At 40.5% G+C, this 17,755-nt stretch carries 13 protein-coding genes and 1 tRNA gene; 7 read left to right on the top strand and 7 right to left on the bottom strand.

Annotated features, from left to right (window positions below; all coding sequences use genetic code 11):
• Positions 1-15 precede the first annotated feature (15 nt).
• On the bottom strand, positions 16-3,432 hold the full coding sequence (locus tag KFO40_RS04205; protein ID WP_211146102.1) for a SusC/RagA family TonB-linked outer membrane protein: 3,417 nt from the start codon (positions 3,430-3,432) through the stop codon (positions 16-18).
• Positions 3,433-3,760: 328 nt separating this feature from the next.
• On the opposite strand from KFO40_RS04205, the gene KFO40_RS04200 reads away from it, so the two are divergent.
• Positions 3,761-4,348: an RNA polymerase sigma-70 factor gene (locus KFO40_RS04200; protein ID WP_008774549.1), complete on the top strand. Its 588-nt coding sequence runs from the start codon at positions 3,761-3,763 to the stop codon at positions 4,346-4,348.
• A gap of 53 nt (positions 4,349-4,401) precedes the next feature.
• A complete protein-coding gene (locus KFO40_RS04195) occupies positions 4,402-5,445 on the top strand; it encodes a FecR family protein (protein ID WP_211146101.1) in 1,044 nt (347 codons plus the stop codon).
• Positions 5,446-5,553: 108 nt separating this feature from the next.
• Here KFO40_RS04195 and KFO40_RS04190 read toward each other — a convergent pair whose 3' ends face one another.
• Together KFO40_RS04190 and KFO40_RS04185 are read right to left on the bottom strand one after the other, a co-directional pair.
• Complete coding sequence (locus tag KFO40_RS04190) at positions 5,554-7,752, bottom strand: GH92 family glycosyl hydrolase (protein WP_008774551.1); 2,199 nt, start codon at positions 7,750-7,752, stop codon at positions 5,554-5,556.
• A 32-nt stretch (positions 7,753-7,784) separates the two neighbouring features.
• A complete protein-coding gene (locus tag KFO40_RS04185) occupies positions 7,785-9,059 on the bottom strand; it encodes a histidine-type phosphatase (protein ID WP_004310622.1) in 1,275 nt (424 codons plus the stop codon).
• A gap of 230 nt (positions 9,060-9,289) precedes the next feature.
• Here KFO40_RS04185 and sppA point away from each other — a divergent pair, with 230 nt between their 5' ends.
• The 5 genes from sppA to KFO40_RS04160 all read left to right on the top strand — a co-directional run bounded on the left by sppA (position 9,290) and on the right by KFO40_RS04160 (position 14,262).
• Positions 9,290-11,068: a signal peptide peptidase SppA gene (gene sppA / locus KFO40_RS04180; protein ID WP_004310621.1), complete on the top strand. Its 1,779-nt coding sequence runs from the start codon at positions 9,290-9,292 to the stop codon at positions 11,066-11,068.
• Between the two features lie 10 nt (positions 11,069-11,078).
• Positions 11,079-12,209: a tetraacyldisaccharide 4'-kinase gene (gene lpxK / locus KFO40_RS04175; RefSeq protein ID WP_004298941.1), complete on the top strand. Its 1,131-nt coding sequence runs from the start codon at positions 11,079-11,081 to the stop codon at positions 12,207-12,209.
• Positions 12,166-12,975, top strand: a complete 810-nt coding sequence (locus KFO40_RS04170) for a purine-nucleoside phosphorylase (RefSeq protein ID WP_004298940.1) — start codon at positions 12,166-12,168, stop codon at positions 12,973-12,975. The genes lpxK and KFO40_RS04170 overlap by 44 nt, the downstream gene beginning before the upstream one ends.
• A gap of 16 nt (positions 12,976-12,991) precedes the next feature.
• Positions 12,992-14,029: a thiamine-phosphate kinase gene (gene thiL / locus KFO40_RS04165; RefSeq protein WP_004298938.1), complete on the top strand. Its 1,038-nt coding sequence runs from the start codon at positions 12,992-12,994 to the stop codon at positions 14,027-14,029.
• 160 nt (positions 14,030-14,189) lie between these two features.
• Positions 14,190-14,262 (top strand) — tRNA-Phe (locus KFO40_RS04160).
• Positions 14,263-14,346: 84 nt separating this feature from the next.
• On the opposite strand, the gene KFO40_RS04155 is transcribed toward KFO40_RS04160, so the two are convergent.
• The 4 genes from KFO40_RS04155 to KFO40_RS04140 form a co-directional block, all read right to left on the bottom strand.
• Positions 14,347-14,553, bottom strand: coding sequence for a hypothetical protein (locus KFO40_RS04155; protein WP_004307025.1), 207 nt, complete (start codon positions 14,551-14,553; stop codon positions 14,347-14,349).
• A gap of 52 nt (positions 14,554-14,605) precedes the next feature.
• Complete coding sequence (locus KFO40_RS04150) at positions 14,606-15,091, bottom strand: cold shock domain-containing protein (RefSeq protein WP_004307024.1); 486 nt, start codon at positions 15,089-15,091, stop codon at positions 14,606-14,608.
• 53 nt (positions 15,092-15,144) lie between these two features.
• Positions 15,145-16,269 (bottom strand): DEAD/DEAH box helicase, encoded by a 1,125-nt coding sequence (locus KFO40_RS04145; RefSeq protein WP_004296138.1) that lies wholly within the window; start codon positions 16,267-16,269, stop codon positions 15,145-15,147.
• Between the two features lie 89 nt (positions 16,270-16,358).
• On the bottom strand, positions 16,359-17,432 hold the full coding sequence (locus KFO40_RS04140) for an NAD(P)H-dependent flavin oxidoreductase (protein ID WP_004323237.1): 1,074 nt from the start codon (positions 17,430-17,432) through the stop codon (positions 16,359-16,361).
• Positions 17,433-17,755 lie beyond the last annotated feature (323 nt).

The raw sequence follows: 17,755 nt of genomic DNA, 5'->3' as shown, positions 1-17,755 counted from the left end.
TCGTTACAGGTTTTCTTAGAAACATATTTTTGCTCCGAAGGAGTATGTTCTCGTCATCGGATACTCCGCTTTGGAGCCGTCACCACCCGTCTTTATTTCAGGATCGACACCTACAAACTTGGTAAAAGTAAACGGGTTCTGACAGTCGATAAAAACTCTGATAGAACTCACATAATCACCCACTCTTCCCAGCTTCTTTCCCGAAAGGTTATATCCTAAAGTGATATTCCTGACACGTACGAACGAAGCATTCTGATAATCTTCCTCAAAACCTACGTTACCGGGCAAAGCGACAGCCTTTGTTGAAGCAATACCACGCCGGTTTCCATTCTGATTGGTTTGAGAATTCCAGATAGTATATACATATTTGTTCGAATTCTTGGGACTTGTGTAATACACATCTCCGACAAGTGCCCAACGATATGCATAGTTATAACGTGTACGTCCGAATTGTCCATACATAAATACATCCAGATCAAAATCTTTGTATACAAATGTATTTCCAAAGCCTATATGAATTTTGGGAAGTGTATTCCGCATCTTTACATCATCAATCGTTATTTTATTATCCCCATTTGCATCCTTAATAATCGGATAACCGGGCTGTTGCGCGTCTGCCGGCAAAGACTTCTGCGATTCGGGCATATTGCTTTTATCTATGTTGATAACGCCTTCCGTTTCATAGTAATAATAAGCATTCACCGGTTCGTTCTTACGGATTCGATATTCTTCATAATAATAGTTGGGCATCCGTTCTTTCCAAACGGCATTATGATGTGATAAGGTCAATTGTGAGGTCCACTTAAACACACGGGGGATTTCAAAGTTAAGTGAGTTAATAGTCGCATCCCATCCGTAACGTACATAATGTCCATAATTCATCGGAACGGAAGATGTCATACTAAGCGGAGAGGCAGAGTCATATCCCAGCAAGTTGGTTACATCATTGCGGAACATATCAAAACTTCCCCAGATTCTATCTTTCAGGACTGAAAAGTCTATACCTATATTTTTCATGGTAGTCTTTTCCCAGGTAACATTCGGGTAATCAGGACCGCTAAGCAGATAGGGTACATAAGTCACTGAATTGTTAGAGAACTTGATATATTGGGCTGCCAGACTGAAAGTGCCATAAAGCGAACTACCCAGATTATCATTACCTGTCTGTCCATAACTACCACGAATCTTCAACTGGTCAATCCATGATATATGCTTCATAAACGGCTCGTTAGATAATTTCCAGGCCAATGATACTGAAGGGAAATAGGCATATTTCTTTCCCGGAAAAAACTTATCCGTTCCATCGCGACGAATAGTAGCGGCAACTACATATCTATCGAGCACATCCACACTTGCCCTGGCAAATTGAGAACGACGTTCATCGGCTGCTCTGAAAGAAGTCGGGTAGAAAGCGCCTTCCGCAGCTTCCACCTTATCAGCAGCAATGTGATCGTTAATCTGTTCGTAGTCAAGTTCAAGACCATTTGAATCGTTCGTATACCTTCCCATACCGACTACGGCATCGACACGTAACAAATCTCCAAACTGCTTTTTGAAAGTCAACGTACCTTCCATAGTTTGGTTTCTACGTTCAACATATCCCAAATGCCCTCTTGATTTATACATGTCCATAAAATATATATCAGAAGGAATATACAGATTACGATTAGCATTCTCCTTATTAATGCCATACATCAAACGGAAGGACAACATATCCTTGATTATATCCACATCGGCAGCAAAGTTTAGATAATAACCGCTTGTTTTAGTCCGGTCACTCACTTTTATCATTTCGGCCGGGTTAGGGTAATTTGAATATAAGGTAGGTTCTCCATCCTCACCTCTGATCGGTAAATAAGAAGGATAGGTTAAAGCCGATTGTATGGCATCATACCCATTTCCACCCCCACCGCCACCGGAAGTTGAGTTTGTATATTCATTCTCATTTACATTGACAATTGCTGTCAACTTAAGAAATGGAAGCAATTGTGAAGATATGTTTGTCCGAAGAGCATAACGTTCCATAGCGGAGTTTTCTACCGTACCTTCCTGTTTGTAATAATTTCCGGACAGATAATATTTCAATAGTTTAGAACCGCCCGTAATTGTGATATTATGATTATTGATGCTACCATCCTTTAATACACAATCCAGCCAGTCTGTTGTTTGAGCGGCAGCTATCTGTTGAGGTGAGAATTGAGGTACCCATTTATTATCAAAAGGTTTATCACCATAAGGATACATACCGTTCGTAAATAAATAGTTTTCTTTATTGAAAATGTTGGCAACATTCATATATTCTTCCCCACTCAAAGGTTCCAGATACGGATAGTTTTTCACGATAGAATAATTTCCTTCATAAGTGATTTGGGGACGAGTTTCAGTACCTTTCTTTGTAGTGATTAATACGACCCCATTGGCTGCACCAATTCCATAAATGGAGGCAGATGCATCCTTTAACACTTCGATAGATTCAATATCGGCAGGATTAAGTCCGGCCAACCCCGAACGATTGATAGAGTTGGGCATAACCTGGTTTCCGTTTCCAACCTCTAAAGAAGTGGAAGGCATCATTACACCATCCACTATAAAGATAGGAGTACCTGCCCCACGAATGGAAAGGTCAACTGCTCCACCCGGTTGCGGGCTTGTCAACGTAGCTTCCAGTCCGGCAGCCCGCCCAAGCAACATCTGTGACATATTACTTGTTGCGGCTCGCGATATTTTTTCCGTTTTTACCGTTGCAATGGAAGTTGTCAGATTCTTACGGGTGGTCGTTCCATACCCTACCACAACAACTTCATCCAACTGTTTCGAATCCTCTTTCATCGTCACATTCAACGTCATCGATCGGGTAATTTTCTGCGTATATGTAGTGTAACCTATTGAAGTAAATTTCAGTGTCGAGCCTTCCGGAACTTGCAACTGGTAATTGCCATCTATACCGGTAATAGTTCCTTGAGTAGCCCCTTCTATCATCACAGTCACTCCCGGAAGAGCTTCGCCGGATTCGTCCACTACTTTACCTGTCACCTTGACCGGCTGTTTGTTATCCTGTGCCCGAGATGAAACTTTGTTTAATACAATCTGACGTTTTTCAATGGTATAAGATACTCCTTCGCCTTTAAAAAGTTTATCCAGTACCAGAGTCATCAATTCATTTTTCACAGAAATACTTACGATACGGCTTACATCAACAATATCTTTGTTGTATAAAAAACGATATTCTGTCTGATTTTCGATACTAGTCAAGACCTCCTCTACAGTCACATTCTTCAGTCGCAATGTAATTTTGGCGGATTGTGCCAGGATAGGTATACTGATAGCTTGCAAAGCTATACAAAACAACCATATAGCACAGATTCTCCCCATTTTTACACTCGCAGGTACATTAATTCTCTTTTTCATTTTTCTAATTGAAATAAGTTTCATACCTTTACATGTTTGGTTATTGGTTCTACAAATAAGTTGATTAACGAATAACTGAATCTTTGGAAAGGAAGGTGAGTCAGACCTTCCTTTTTTTTATCAGTTGTCGGAAGCTGAATTCACTGATTATGTCTTTCTCATGGCTCGTATTATTTAAAGGTTAATAAATGTGTTTTTCTCTCGTTTCTATCAATAAGACGTTTCTAAAAATAAAAGCCACATTGGATATCGCATTATTTTTTCATCTGCATTATTTTTTCTTCAAACTATCGTTTATCCCAAATAATCTTTCTATTTTTACCCCCGACAATAGAACCTTTACTACAATACTATGCCGAATATCCAACAACAGACTTCCGACGACCGTTTTCTGGTAATAGCACTAAAACTGGATGATAAACAGGCTTTTACCCGACTATTCCATGCTTATTATAAAGATTTGGTATTGTTTGGCGGTACTTACATTCCGGAGAAATCTACCTGTGAAGATATTGTACAAAATATCTTTCTCAAACTATGGAATGACCGGAAATCATTGGTAATTGAGAACTCACTAAAATCATATTTACTGAAAGCGGTCAGGAATTACTGTCTGGACGAATTACGCCATCGCAGGATTATAGATGAGCACATTGCTTACGAACTTAAATCGGATTCTATAGATATAGATACGACAGAAAACTACATACTATATTCTGATTTATGCCGGCAACTTAAAAATGCATTGGAACAATTACCTCCTCAAGAAAGAGAAGTGTTCGAGATGAGCCGATTAGAAAATATTAAATATCAGGAAATAGCCAATCGCCTGAATATCTCTGTCAGAACGGTAGAAGTACGTATCAGCAAAGCATTGAAGCAGCTCCGCATCTTATTAAAAGATTTTTATTTACTACTTTTTTTATTTCTTTTCCACTAATGAATGTGGGATTTTCTTTCTGAAACGTCTATTATATATAAGGTAAAATGCATATGATAAATAAAGATTCAGACATAGAATTTATAATCTCCAGATATCTCTCGAAAGAGGCTACACCAGAAGAAATAAAGGTACTGGATGATTGGATATCGGCTACTCCCGAAAACTATAGGAGCTTTCTATCACAAAAGAATGTGTGGGAAGTCAGTCACCCGGCTTTTAATCCAGAAGAGATAGATGTGGACAGTGCGCACAGAAAAGTAATGGAGCAGATTCTCCATCCAAACCAGCCGGTTTCCGTTCGTCCTAAGTTGTCCTTCCTACACTATTGGCAGCAAGTGGCAGCTATCTTACTTCTTCCTTTACTGATATTATCTGCTTATCTTTATTTTAAACCCGCTTCTCAAATTGCAGAGACTTATCAGGAGCTATTCACTCCTTATGGCACTTGGTCGGTAGTTAATCTGCCTGACGGTTCTAAGGTTTGGCTAAATGCCGGAAGTTCTTTAAAGTATCCGACTCAATTCAATGATAAGCAAAGAGTTGTTTCAATGCAGGGTGAAGCCTATTTTGAAGTAGAATCCGATAAAGAGCATCCCTTCATCGTAAAAACAAAACAACTGACTGTAGAAGCTACCGGCACAGCATTCAATGTGAATGCATACGCTCCGGATCATGTAGCAGCAGTGACGTTAGTAAAAGGAAAGGTCGCAGTTACTCTTGACCAGAAAAAGACGATTTCCCTTTCACCGGGAGAGAAGATTGACTATAATCTGGCCACTTCTTTATATAACGTCAATAAAACCAATACTTATAAATGGTGCTCATGGAAAGATGGAATACTCATTTTTAGAGATGACCCGCTGGAATATGTATTCAAACGTTTGGGACAGACTTATAACGTGGAATTTATTCTGAAAGACGCCGAATTAGGAAAGTATTCCTATAAAGCGACTTTTGAAGGTGAATCTTTAAATGAGATTTTGCGCTTGCTTGAAATGAGTGCACCTATTCGCTGTAAAGAGGTTAGTAACCGCAACAGCAATAATGAGAAGTTTGAAAAGCAGCGTATAGAGGTGAGTAGGACTATGCAATAAAGGTAGTTTCAGTCTGTGTAAAACGCCGTTTCCGTATGCTCTGACAAGGGATAATTCTCACCGCGATGAGTATTTTTTCTCATCGCAGTGAGAATGCTTGAGAATTTATTACTTCATCTTATACACCAGTGTACCACCTTTTACAATATCTTCATGCGAGATCGTTTTCTTTGTATATGGTTCGCCATTCAATGTAATACTATCTACATATTTATGTTCTTTCGACAAATTCTCCGCAATAATTGTGAAAGTCTTGCCATCAGCCAAATGTAAAGTCATCTTCGGCAACTGTGGAGCACCGAATACATATTCCGCACTTACCGGATCTACCGGATAGAATCCCATCGCACTAAGCATATACCAAGCAGACATCTGTCCGCAATCATCATTTCCGCAAAGTCCGTCGGGTTTGTTTTTATATTGAGTATCAAATATTTCACGAACCAATTCCTGTGTACGTTCCGGACGACCAGCCAGTGCATACAAATAAGTAACATGATGGCTTGGCTCATTTCCATGAGCATATTGCCCGATTAATCCAGTAACATCCGCCAAACTTTCACCTTCTAGCTTAACCGTAAACAATGAGTCTAATTTATTCAAGAAAGTTTTTTCTCCCCCAAACAACTGGATTAATCCTGGAACATCATGTTGTACATGCCAAGTATATTGCCATGCATTTCCTTCCGTATAATCTCCACCGACACTTTCAGAATGTGCCAATGCACTTGGGTTAAACGGAGCTTTCCAAGTCCCATCAGCCTTGCGCGGGCGCATGAACTTCGTCTCCGGATCGAAAAGATTCTTATAATAGTCAGCACGTTTCGCAAAATAAGCGGCATCTTCCTCTTTACCCATACGACGTGCCATATCGGCAGCAGCATAATCATCATATACAGATTCTAAAGTGGAAGATACAGATTCTGCTTTTATCAGATCTGTCGGGAAATAACCATATTTCGTATAAACCTCCCAATCAGACTTCAACGGATGAGATACAGTCTGCGTCTTCTTTATTATATTGAAAGCACGTTCAGCGTCAAAGCCACGGAATCCTTTGCGATAAGCCTCGGCAATGACTGATACGCCATGATTACCAATCATACAGAAATTCTCTTTTCCCCACAATCCCCAAATAGGCAGGAAGCCTTGCACTTCACCCTGTTCGATGAGAGAATTCACAAAACCGTCCACACGTTCGGGAATCACCAATGTATAAAATGGATGAGCGGCACGGTAAGTATCCCACAAAGAAAATGTAGAATAGAAAGCACCAGTTCCGGCTTTTACAATAGAGTCGGCGGCATTACGATACATACCATCTACGTCCGAAATTTGATTAGGCTGAATCAATGCGTGGTAGAAACAAGTATAGAAATTTGTCTTTTCATCATCGGTACCCTCTATTTCAATACGGCTCAAATAGTTATTCCATTCATTGTGGGCGGTAGCTCTTACTCCTTCAAAATCCCAGGCAGGAATTTCTGCTTCCAGATTCTTTTTAGCCCCGTCTATGCTGGTGGTGGAAAGAGCCACTTTCATCATCAGCTCGTCTCCCGGCTGCATGTCAAAAGAGGCAATGATGCGTTTTCCTTTTTCTGTTTCGCCCATCGGAAGATAAAGTGAATCGACTACCGGACGGTTGAATTTCATCACAAAGAAATAATCTTGATTGACCCATACCGTGTTATTGACATGTCCTGTCAGTGTTTGAGCATCTTCCCAGTTCACTTCACAACTGTTGACTTGTGAATGATATTGTTCTTCTCTCCATGCAGGACCATGTTGCAAGTCAATCAATATAGAGGCAGAATCAGCCTTGTGATAAGTATAGCGGTGAAGGGCAGCATGGATAGAGGCAGTCAGTTCTGCTTTTACCTGTGGATCAGAGAGCTCTGCAGTGTAATATCCCGGAGTAGCCGCTTCTTTATCTTTAGGGAAATGACTGCGATAAGCATCCCACGCACGGGCACGTGTGCCAGTGACCGGCATCACCAGAATATCGCCTAAATCCATACAGCCTGTTCCATTCAAATGTGTCTGTGTAAATCCCCAAACCAGAGAATCCTCATAAACATATTCAGAACAGTAACGCCAACCGACTGCACCCGTCACAGGGCTGGTCTGTATCATACCGAAAGGATAACATGCGCCGGGAAATGTATGCCCGTTGTCTGCGCCACCGATAAAGGTATTAACGTATTGAGTATAATCTTTTGTATCCGTCTTTTCAGCCGGAGTACAAGAAGAATAAAAAAACAAGCCTGCTGCCAGAGTTGCAGCCATAAAAGGGGTTTTTCTTCTCATGGTAAATATAATAATGTTAAGTTAATGTCGCATTATATATGCTGATATTTATCTAATTTTTCACGATAGTAGCTTTCTACATCTTTCCAGTGGTAATAAGGAGCTACGTCTGTTTTCACCGGTAGTTTAGCTTCCTTTTCATTAAGTAATACTTTTACCAATACATCGTTACTTCCTTTTTTATGGAAAAAGACGAATTGCACGTTACTAGCCATCGGGAAAATATCATACGCTCTCCATTGTTCGGATAACTTTTCTACGTCAGGGTAAGATTCTCCATAATGATTCAGTTCCAATAAAGCGACTAACGGTAACAGACAAGACTCATGACCAAATCTTAAAGTGGCCTGGTTCTTACCTTCTTTCAAAGCAGCATCTGCCCTATCTAAAATATTACGCAACAAGTCGGCTTCCCGATAGGGCATCAAACCATCCGTTACAGGAGAACAAGCGTGTGTCAGATACCAATATAAGTTGTTACAACTCCATAAATCATAACACTCTTCATCCGTGAAAAGAGAATATAGCTGCATATCTGTATCATGACTCTGCATATTACAAGCCAAATCAAAAAGACGTCTCATCAGGCGCGCTTCATCAACGTTTGCTTTTACATACGCTTCGTCTGTAAACAATGTTTTCATCAACCGTTGCGGACGTACATGGGTAGCTTCAAAATCTTTCTGAACCTTCTTCACTTTATCGGAACTAGCTATTTTACTCAAATCCTTAGCAGGAGGATTCATGTAATACATATCATGGTAACTTGCATCATTCTTGATACATAGATTAGGATTCATCGCCTGCAATTGGAGGCATTCGGATGTCATGGATAATATACACCGGATGACAACTGTGGAACGGACATCCACTTCTGTTCCATCCGCAAATATCTGTGGGAAATTAGTATACATACGCTTTGCAATTCCTCTGTGTTGGCGTGCTCCCACCGAAGTCAGTTCACCAAGACGACCTTCCGCCATATCAGCCATGCGCAAAACAATATCCAGTGTGTTTTTACCTGTTGCAGTAAGTTTGTTTAAAGAGTCGGCTTTTAATAAAGTTTGCTTGGGGAAACGATAATCATTCGGATCAATCAAATACCGTGAACCATGACGCATATATGTGCTGATATAAAAAGGTTCGTACCCCTTAGGAGCAGCTGTCTGCTTGGCAGTAGGCGTGGGATATGCATAATAATTATTAGCGGATAAATACCGGTTTGCACGGATCTCTTCACGAGCAGTTTGTGCTTGTACCGTCCATACAAACAAAAGCAATAAAAGGATAGATGTGAGTTTTTTCATGATAGTATTATTCAATGTATTAATAGTTGTGCCACAAAATTAGAGATTTCTTCTCATTTAAAAGGATTTGATACAGACAAATATACTTAAATCTTAAATGAAGGAAGTTCCTATTTATATGGATTCGCTGTGATAAAACAAAAATTCGTACGACTTATTGAATAAATATCAACTCAATTATTTATCTTTGTTAGCTTAATAACAAGCTGGCGCAAAAAACAATAAGTATAATGAAAGATTTCTTGAAATTTACACTTGCCACGGTGACAGGTATCATTTTGTCAAGTATTGTATTATTTATAATCAGCATGGTAACGTTGTTTGGCATCATGTCTGCTTCGGACACGGAAACAATCGTAAAAAAGAATTCTGTAATGATGCTCGACTTAAACGGAACGTTGGTTGAACGTACGCAAGAAGATCCGCTGGATATTTTATCACAGTTGTTGGGTGACGGTTCTAACACGTACGGACTGGACGATATTCTTTCTTCCATCCAGAAGGCTAAAGAAAACGAAAATATTAAAGGGATTTATCTACAGGCAAACTCATTAGGCACCTCCTATGCTTCTTTGCAGGAAATCCGCAACGCACTGCTCGACTTCAAAGAAAGTGGAAAATTCGTTATTGCTTATGCAGACTCCTATACGCAGGGACTTTATTATCTTTCCAGCGCAGCCGATAAGGTGTTGCTCAATCCCAAAGGAATGATTGAATGGCGGGGTATCGCCTCTGCTCCCCTGTTCTACAAAGATCTGCTGCAAAAAATAGGAGTTGAGATGCAGGTGTTCAAGGTGGGAACTTACAAATCTGCCGTAGAGCCGTTTATTGCTACGGAAATGAGTCCTGCCAACCGCGAACAGGTTACCACATTTATCACTTCTATCTGGGGACAGGTTACGGAAGGGGTATCTACTTCACGTAATATTTCTGTAGACTCACTGAATGTTTATGCAGATCGCATGCTCATGTTCTATCCGGCAGAAGAGAGTGTAAAATGTGGATTGGCTGATACTCTGATTTATCGCAATGATGTGCGTAATTATCTTAAGAAATTGGTAGAGATCAATGAAGATGATAATCTTCCTATATTAGGATTGGGCGACATGATGAACGTAAGGAAAAATGTGCCGAAAGATAAAAGCGGTAATATCGTAGCTGTTTATTATGCATCCGGTGAAATTACAGACTATCCGAGCTCTGCAACTTCCGAAGATGGGATTGTCGGTTCGAAAGTAATTCGTGACCTGCGCAAATTGAAAGATAATGATGATGTGAAAGCTGTTGTACTCCGTGTCAATTCTCCAGGTGGAAGTGCTTTCGCCTCGGAACAAATCTGGCATGCTGTGAAAGAGCTGAAAACAAAGAAACCGGTCATTGTCTCTATGGGTGATTATGCTGCGTCAGGAGGTTACTATATCTCTTGCGTTGCCGATACGATTGTTGCAGAGCCTACTACCCTGACCGGTTCTATCGGAATCTTCGGTATGATTCCTAATGTGAAAGGATTGACTGACAAAATCGGCTTAAGTTATGATGTCGTAAAAACGAATAAATACGCTGATTTCGGAAATATCATGCGTCCGTTTAACGAGGATGAGAAATCATTGCTTCAAATGATGATAACTGAAGGATATGATACCTTTGTAACTCGTTGTGCCGAAGGACGTCACATGACGAAGGAAGCTATCGAGAAGATTGCCGAAGGCCGTGTATGGACTGGGGAAACTGCTAAAGAACTGGGATTAGTAGACGAATTAGGTGGCATTGACAAGGCACTGGATATTGCTGTTGCAAAAGCCGGTATCGAAGGCTATACCGTTGTGTCTTATCCTGAGAAACAAGATTTCCTGTCTTCCCTGCTTGATACGAAACCGACGAATTATGTAGAATCACAATTACTGAAAAGTAAATTAGGCGAGTACTACCAGCAATTCGGTTTACTGAAAAATCTGCAAGAACAATCCATGATTCAGGCACGTATTCCGTTCGAACTGAATATTAAATAAACCGTAATACATGGACGAACACTTTATCAAGATACATAAGTGGCTCTACCCTGCCTCCTGGCTCTACGGAGCAGTGGTAATGATGAGAAATAAACTCTTTGACTGGGAAGTTCTTCAATCAAAGAGTTTTGATATACCTATTATCAGCGTGGGTAATCTCGCTGTAGGAGGGACAGGAAAAACTCCGCACACTGAATATCTGATAAAGTTTCTTTGTAATCAATATAAGGTAGCTGTATTAAGCCGGGGATATAAACGGCACACGAAAGGTTATGTATTGGCAACTCCGGAAAGTACGGCAAGAAGCATTGGCGACGAACCTTACCAGATGCATCAAAAATTCCCGTCTGTCACAGTAGCTGTCGATGAAAAGCGTTGTCATGGCATAGAAAAGTTGCTTGCACTGCAAAAGCCTTCAATAGATGTTATCCTATTGGACGATGCTTTCCAGCACCGATACGTCAAACCGGGATTGAGTATTCTGTTAACGGATTATCACCGATTATTCTGTGATGACACTTTGCTCCCCGCAGGACGGCTTCGTGAACCAATTAGCGGCAAGAATCGGGCGCAAATCGTTATTGTCACCAAATGCCCGCAAGACATCAAGCCTATTGATTATAACATTATCACGAAACGGCTGAACCTTTATCCATATCAACAGTTATTCTTCTCATCGTTCCGGTATGGTAACCTGCAACCAGTGTTCCCTACCATGTCTCCGGACACAAATGCAATTTCGACAAACCATGAGGTTGCTTTGTCCTCACTGACAAACACTGATATATTATTGATGACGGGAATTGCCTCACCTGCCCCTATTCTCGAAAGACTGGAAGGTTGTACCAAACAAATAGATTTACTATCGTTTGACGATCACCACAATTTCACTCATCGGGATATACAGCTTATCAAAGAACGGTTTCATAAACTGAAAGGAGAACACCGGTTGATTATTACCACCGAGAAAGATGCAACACGCCTGATTAACCATCCGGCTTTGGACAAGGAATTGAAACCATTTATCTACGCCTTGCCTATTGAAATTGAAATATTACAAAATCAACAAGATAAATTTAACCAACATATTATTGACTATGTTAGAGAAAATACAAGAAACCGCAGCTTATCTGAAAGGTAAGATGCATACCAGTCCGGAAACTGCTATTATACTAGGCACCGGGCTTGGCAGTTTGGCAAACGAAATCACCGAGAAGTATGAAATAAAGTATTCGGATATCCCCAACTTCCCGGTATCTACCGTCGAAGGTCATAGCGGTAAGCTGATTTTCGGCAAACTAGGCAATAAGGATATCATGGCTATGCAGGGACGCTTCCACTATTACGAGGGTTATTCGATGAAAGAAGTAACTTTCCCTGTACGTGTCATGCGTGAATTAGGTATCAAAACCTTGTTTGTATCCAATGCCAGTGGCGGTACAAATGCAGATTTCGAAATCGGTGACCTGATGATTATCACTGACCATATCAACTATTTCCCCGAACACCCGCTTCGCGGAAAAAATATCCCTTACGGACCTCGCTTCCCGGACATGAGCGAAGCATACTGCAAGGAACTGATTAGTAAGGCTGACGAGATTGCCAAAGAAAAAGGAATTAAAGTACAACACGGAGTGTATATTGGTACGCAAGGTCCTACTTTCGAAACTCCTGCCGAATATAAACTATTCCATATCCTTGGTGCTGATGCAGTTGGTATGTCTACCGTTCCGGAAGTTATCGTAGCCAACCATTGTGGTATCAAAGTTTTTGGTATTTCCGTCATTACCGACTTAGGAGTAGAAGGAAAAATCGTAGAAGTAACACACGAAGAAGTTCAGAAAGCCGCTGACGCTGCTCAACCGAAAATGACCACGATCATGCGTGAACTTATCAACCGTGCCTAAACAATCATCCCGATTTATGAGAACTGAAATAGCATCTCTTGGTGAGTTTGGTCTGATTGACCGCCTCACCGAGGGAATCAAACTGGAAAACGAATCCAGCAAATATGGAGTGGGCGACGATGCCGCCGTTCTCTCCTACCCTTCAGAAAAGCAAGTACTGGTAACAACCGACCTGCTTATGGAAGGTGTGCATTTTGACCTGACTTATGTTCCCTTGAAGCATTTGGGATATAAATCAGCAGTAGTTAATTTCTCCGATATTTATGCCATGAACGGTACTCCCCGGCAGATTACGGTATCTCTTGGTCTTTCCAAGCGTTTCAGCGTGGAAGATATGGACGAACTTTATTCCGGTATCCGTCTGGCTTGCCAGCAATACAATGTCGACATTGTGGGAGGCGATACCACTTCTTCTCTGACAGGTCTTGCTATCAGCATTACTTGTATCGGCGATGCCGATAAGGATAAAGTAGTTTACCGTAATGGAGCCAAAGACACTGACCTGATCTGCGTCAGCGGCGACTTGGGAGCAGCCTATATGGGTTTACAACTTTTGGAACGTGAAAAAGTCGTATTGCAAGGTGATAAAGATGTCCAACCGGATTTCTCCGGCAAAGAGTATTTATTAGAACGCCAATTGAAACCGGAAGCGCGCAAAGATATCATTGAGAAATTGGCAGCCGCCAATATTGTCCCTACTTCTATGATGGACATTTCCGACGGCCTGTCATCAGAACTGATGCATATCTGCAAACAAAGCAATGCTGGTTGCCGCGTTTACGAGGAGCACATCCCAATCGATTATCAGACAGCTGTTATGGCTGAAGAGTTTAACATGAATCTTACGACTTGTGCCTTGAATGGTGGAGAAGATTATGAACTACTCTTTACTGTTTCCATCGCCGATCATGAGAAAATTTCACAAATGGAAGGAGTTCGTCTCATCGGACATATTACCAAACCCGAACTTGGCTGTGCATTGATTACCCGTGATGGACAAGAATTCGAACTAAAAGCACAGGGATGGAATCCATTAAAAGAAGATAAGCAATAGATTTCATCACATACCTGAAATATTTTCATCTTATACAACACTGATAATTAGCCGACTAACTTTTTATCAGTGTTTTTTATTTCCATAAGGCTTGCAGAATCCAAAAGTTTCACTACCTTTGCAACCGCAAAAGAGATATTACCGGACCGAACAAGCACGAGGTGCCATAGCTCAGTTGGTAGAGCAAAGGACTGAAAATCCTTGTGTCCCCGGTTCGATTCCTGGTGGCACCACTATCGATTCGGTAATAAAAAAATCCCTTGAACTTTTGAAGTTCAAGGGATTTTTTTATTCCTCGTATTGCAATTTGCAACCGCCTATACTTTAGAACTATGCAGTTTTTTATAAATCTCCACACGAGCATCTATTTCTGCTTGAGTCAAATGCGCAGGAAGTTCAATGGTAGTCCGCGGAGTTATTGCTACCAATACCATATCTCCCAAACCCTTTTTGTACTCTTTAATAACATTTTCAGTAAACTGACTGGATGAAATAACATCACGCATTATATTACCTTTTTTCATATCTCTAATTATTTTGTTTTTTATTTTACACACAAGCAGAATATACACTTCCCTATACAGGTTTAGATTGAGCTAAATCTTCCGATGTAGATTTGTTTTCCAAAGAGATATTGATCGCATTCATACCTTTCACTCCACGCTCAAGGTCAAATGTTACGATATTATTTTCTGCAATATTGCCAATGACATTGTTTACATGAAAAAAGTATTTCTCAACACCTGAAAGGTCTTTAATAAAGCCAAATCCTCTTGACTCATTAAAAAACTCAACCCGTCCTCTCAAGATCGTTGGCTCCTCTTCTTCCTTTTTAGGAGTTGCTATAATTATTTCATCCGGATTAATTTCTTCCTTCTTTATATCCTCTGTCGGAGGAGTCGAAGTTATCATTCCGTTCTCATCTACATAGGCAATCATATCCTCAAAGCTATTTGAGCTGCCCGATAATTTCTTGCTTTCTTTCTTTTTCAGTTTTTCTTCTCGTTTAGCGAGTCTTTTCTTTTCATTTTCACGTTTACCAACTGTCATGGATTTTGCCATAGAATTTATATTTAGTTTTATATTAATTTTAAAGAGATTGTTATTTGTTGATTTCAAATAGTATAACTGGCTTTATTCAGCTTCTTACCCGTCAGTTTCTGAATATCATTAACGAGTTTACGCTCTTCCTGCGAGCAGAATGTCAGTGCTGTCCCTGTATTCCCGGCTCTTCCGGTACGTCCGATACGATGCACATACGTTTCCGGCACATCAGGAAGATCATAGTTGATAACTAAAGGAAGTTCGTTAATATCGATACCTCTGGCTGCAATATCAGTAGCCACCATCACACGTGTTTTGCCCGACTTGAAATTGCCCAAAGCCAACTGCCGCGCTGCCTGACTTTTATTTCCATGAATCGCCTGGCTACCAATTCCCGCCTTGCCCAGTATCTTTACGATCTTATCAGCATTATGCTTCGTACGTGAAAATACCAACACCGACTGATCTTCTGATTTTTGCAAAATCGAAACCAGTAAAAGACTCTTTTCCTTTTTCTCTACGAAATAAACCATCTGTTCAATAGCATCCACAGTCGATGATTTCGGAGTTATGCTGATTCGTACAGGATTCTTCAACAAAGAATTCGTTAAAGAAATAATTGTATCAGGCATTGTAGCGGAGAAGAATAAAGTCTGTTTTTCTTTCGGAAGTTTTGGTAATATCCGCTTGATATCATGAATAAATCCCATATCAAGCATACGGTCTGCTTCATCAAGTACAAAATATTGTATCTTATCCAGATGGATATGTCCCTGATTCATCAAGTCAAGCAAACGTCCCGGTGTAGCAACCAGGATATCAATTCCTTTGTGTAACATGTCAACTTGAGGACGTTGATTTACTCCGCCAAAAATAACCCCATGCCGCACTTGGGTATATTTGGCATAATCATTAATGCATTCACTTATTTGCAAGGCAAGTTCACGGGTGGGCGTCAAAATCAACGCTTTAATCCCCCGGCACTTGGCTGCCTCTTTATTCATTTGCAAATGTTGTATAATGGGAATAGCAAACGAAGCAGTTTTACCTGTTCCCGTTTGCGCACAGCCTAATATATCTCTTTTTGCTAATGCAGCCGGAATTGCCTCTCCCTGAATGGGAGTGGGCACTGCATATCCTTTTTCTTCAATAGCTTTTAAAATCGGTTCGGTTATATTTAATTCTTTAAATGTCATAATTGTTGTTTTTGCTGTATCAAAACAGCTATTAATTTATATTGTAAAGGGACTGACAAACTCCATCATGGGAATGAAAATCCCGTAGGTTAAGCCAGTTTATGGGTTGCCAAGAAAAACTCGCGCTCCAGTGTACTCATTACTTCTTTTACACTACTGATTTTTTCAGCGAGAAAAGCATTGCTACCGGCAAAAGCATAGCCTTTTTTCATATTTCCTTTGGCTGCATTATATAAAGCCTTAATAATGCAATAAGGGCTTTTTGTATAATCACATGTTTTGATACAATGGAATGAGCAACTCTTAGGCCTCTCCAGTCCACTATTCACATTGTGAATAAATTCCCCGTCAATAGCTCGTCCTGGCATTCCCACAGGACTTTCAATAATAAGAACATCTTCGGACTTGGAGTGAATATATACTTCCTTGAACGTCTCGGACGCGTCACATTCCTGGGTGGTAACAAAGATACTTCCCATTTGTACCCCTGCAGCTCCCAGTCCCATAAAATGTGCAATATCTTCACCCGTCGAAATGCCGCCGGCGGCAATCACCGGAATCTGTTTCTGTTCTTTATAGCTGGATGCAATCATTACCACTTCCGGAATCAAAGTTTCCAAAGCATAATGCTGATCCTGTAATTGTTCTTTTTTGAATCCTAAATGTCCACCGGCTTTAGGCCCCTCCACCACGATTGCATCGGGCAGATAATTATAGTTCTTCTGCCATTTATCGCAGATGATTTTGGCTGCTCGTGAAGAAGATACAATAGGCACTAGCTTGGTTGTACTCTCCGGAGTCAGATATGAAGGCAGGTCGAGTGGAAGCCCGGCACCGGAAAATACCACATCAATCTTTTCCTCGATTGCGGTGCGCACCATATCCGCATAATTCGATAAAGCAACCATGACGTTTACGCCAATAATACCTTTTGTTTTCGCACGTGCTTTCCGGATTTCCTCTTTCAGCCCGTTAATACATTTTTCAGGATAAGTACCTTTCCCTTTGGGGTATAACAAACCTAAACCTGCGCATGATATAACGCCTACTCCTCCTTCGTTTGCTACTGCCGAAGCCAAACCCGAGAGCGAGATACCTACTCCCATTCCACCTTGTATTACAGGTGTTTTTATCTCAATATTTCCTATAAAGAATGATTTCATATGTTTTATTTTGCTTTAGAGCAATTGAACAAGATAAACAGTGTGAGCACACTTTATTCAAGCGCTCAAGATTGGCCCTGTCATTGACTATTTGCCTTGTTGGGTGTAATTTATTAAACCTTTACTCCTGACTTCTTCAAGAGTATTGTGTATTACAAAAAAGTCTAATAAATCTATTTTCAGAATGGAAAGTGCAGGAGTAGATATTCCTGATATTGCACAGAAAAAGAGCCAGAATTAGCAGAACTTAAATGTAATATGATTTTTTGTCTTCCCCTGTGTCAATCAGAAGATTCCTCCGTTGAATCATGAAACGGAAATAA

The organism is Bacteroides sp. 1001302B_160321_D4 (assembly GCF_015667765.1).
GTDB classification, from domain to species: Bacteria; Bacteroidota; Bacteroidia; order Bacteroidales; family Bacteroidaceae; genus Bacteroides; species Bacteroides xylanisolvens.
The sequence above is the reverse complement of the archived record's forward strand: the minus strand, read 5'-3'. Positions and strand labels throughout refer to the sequence as shown.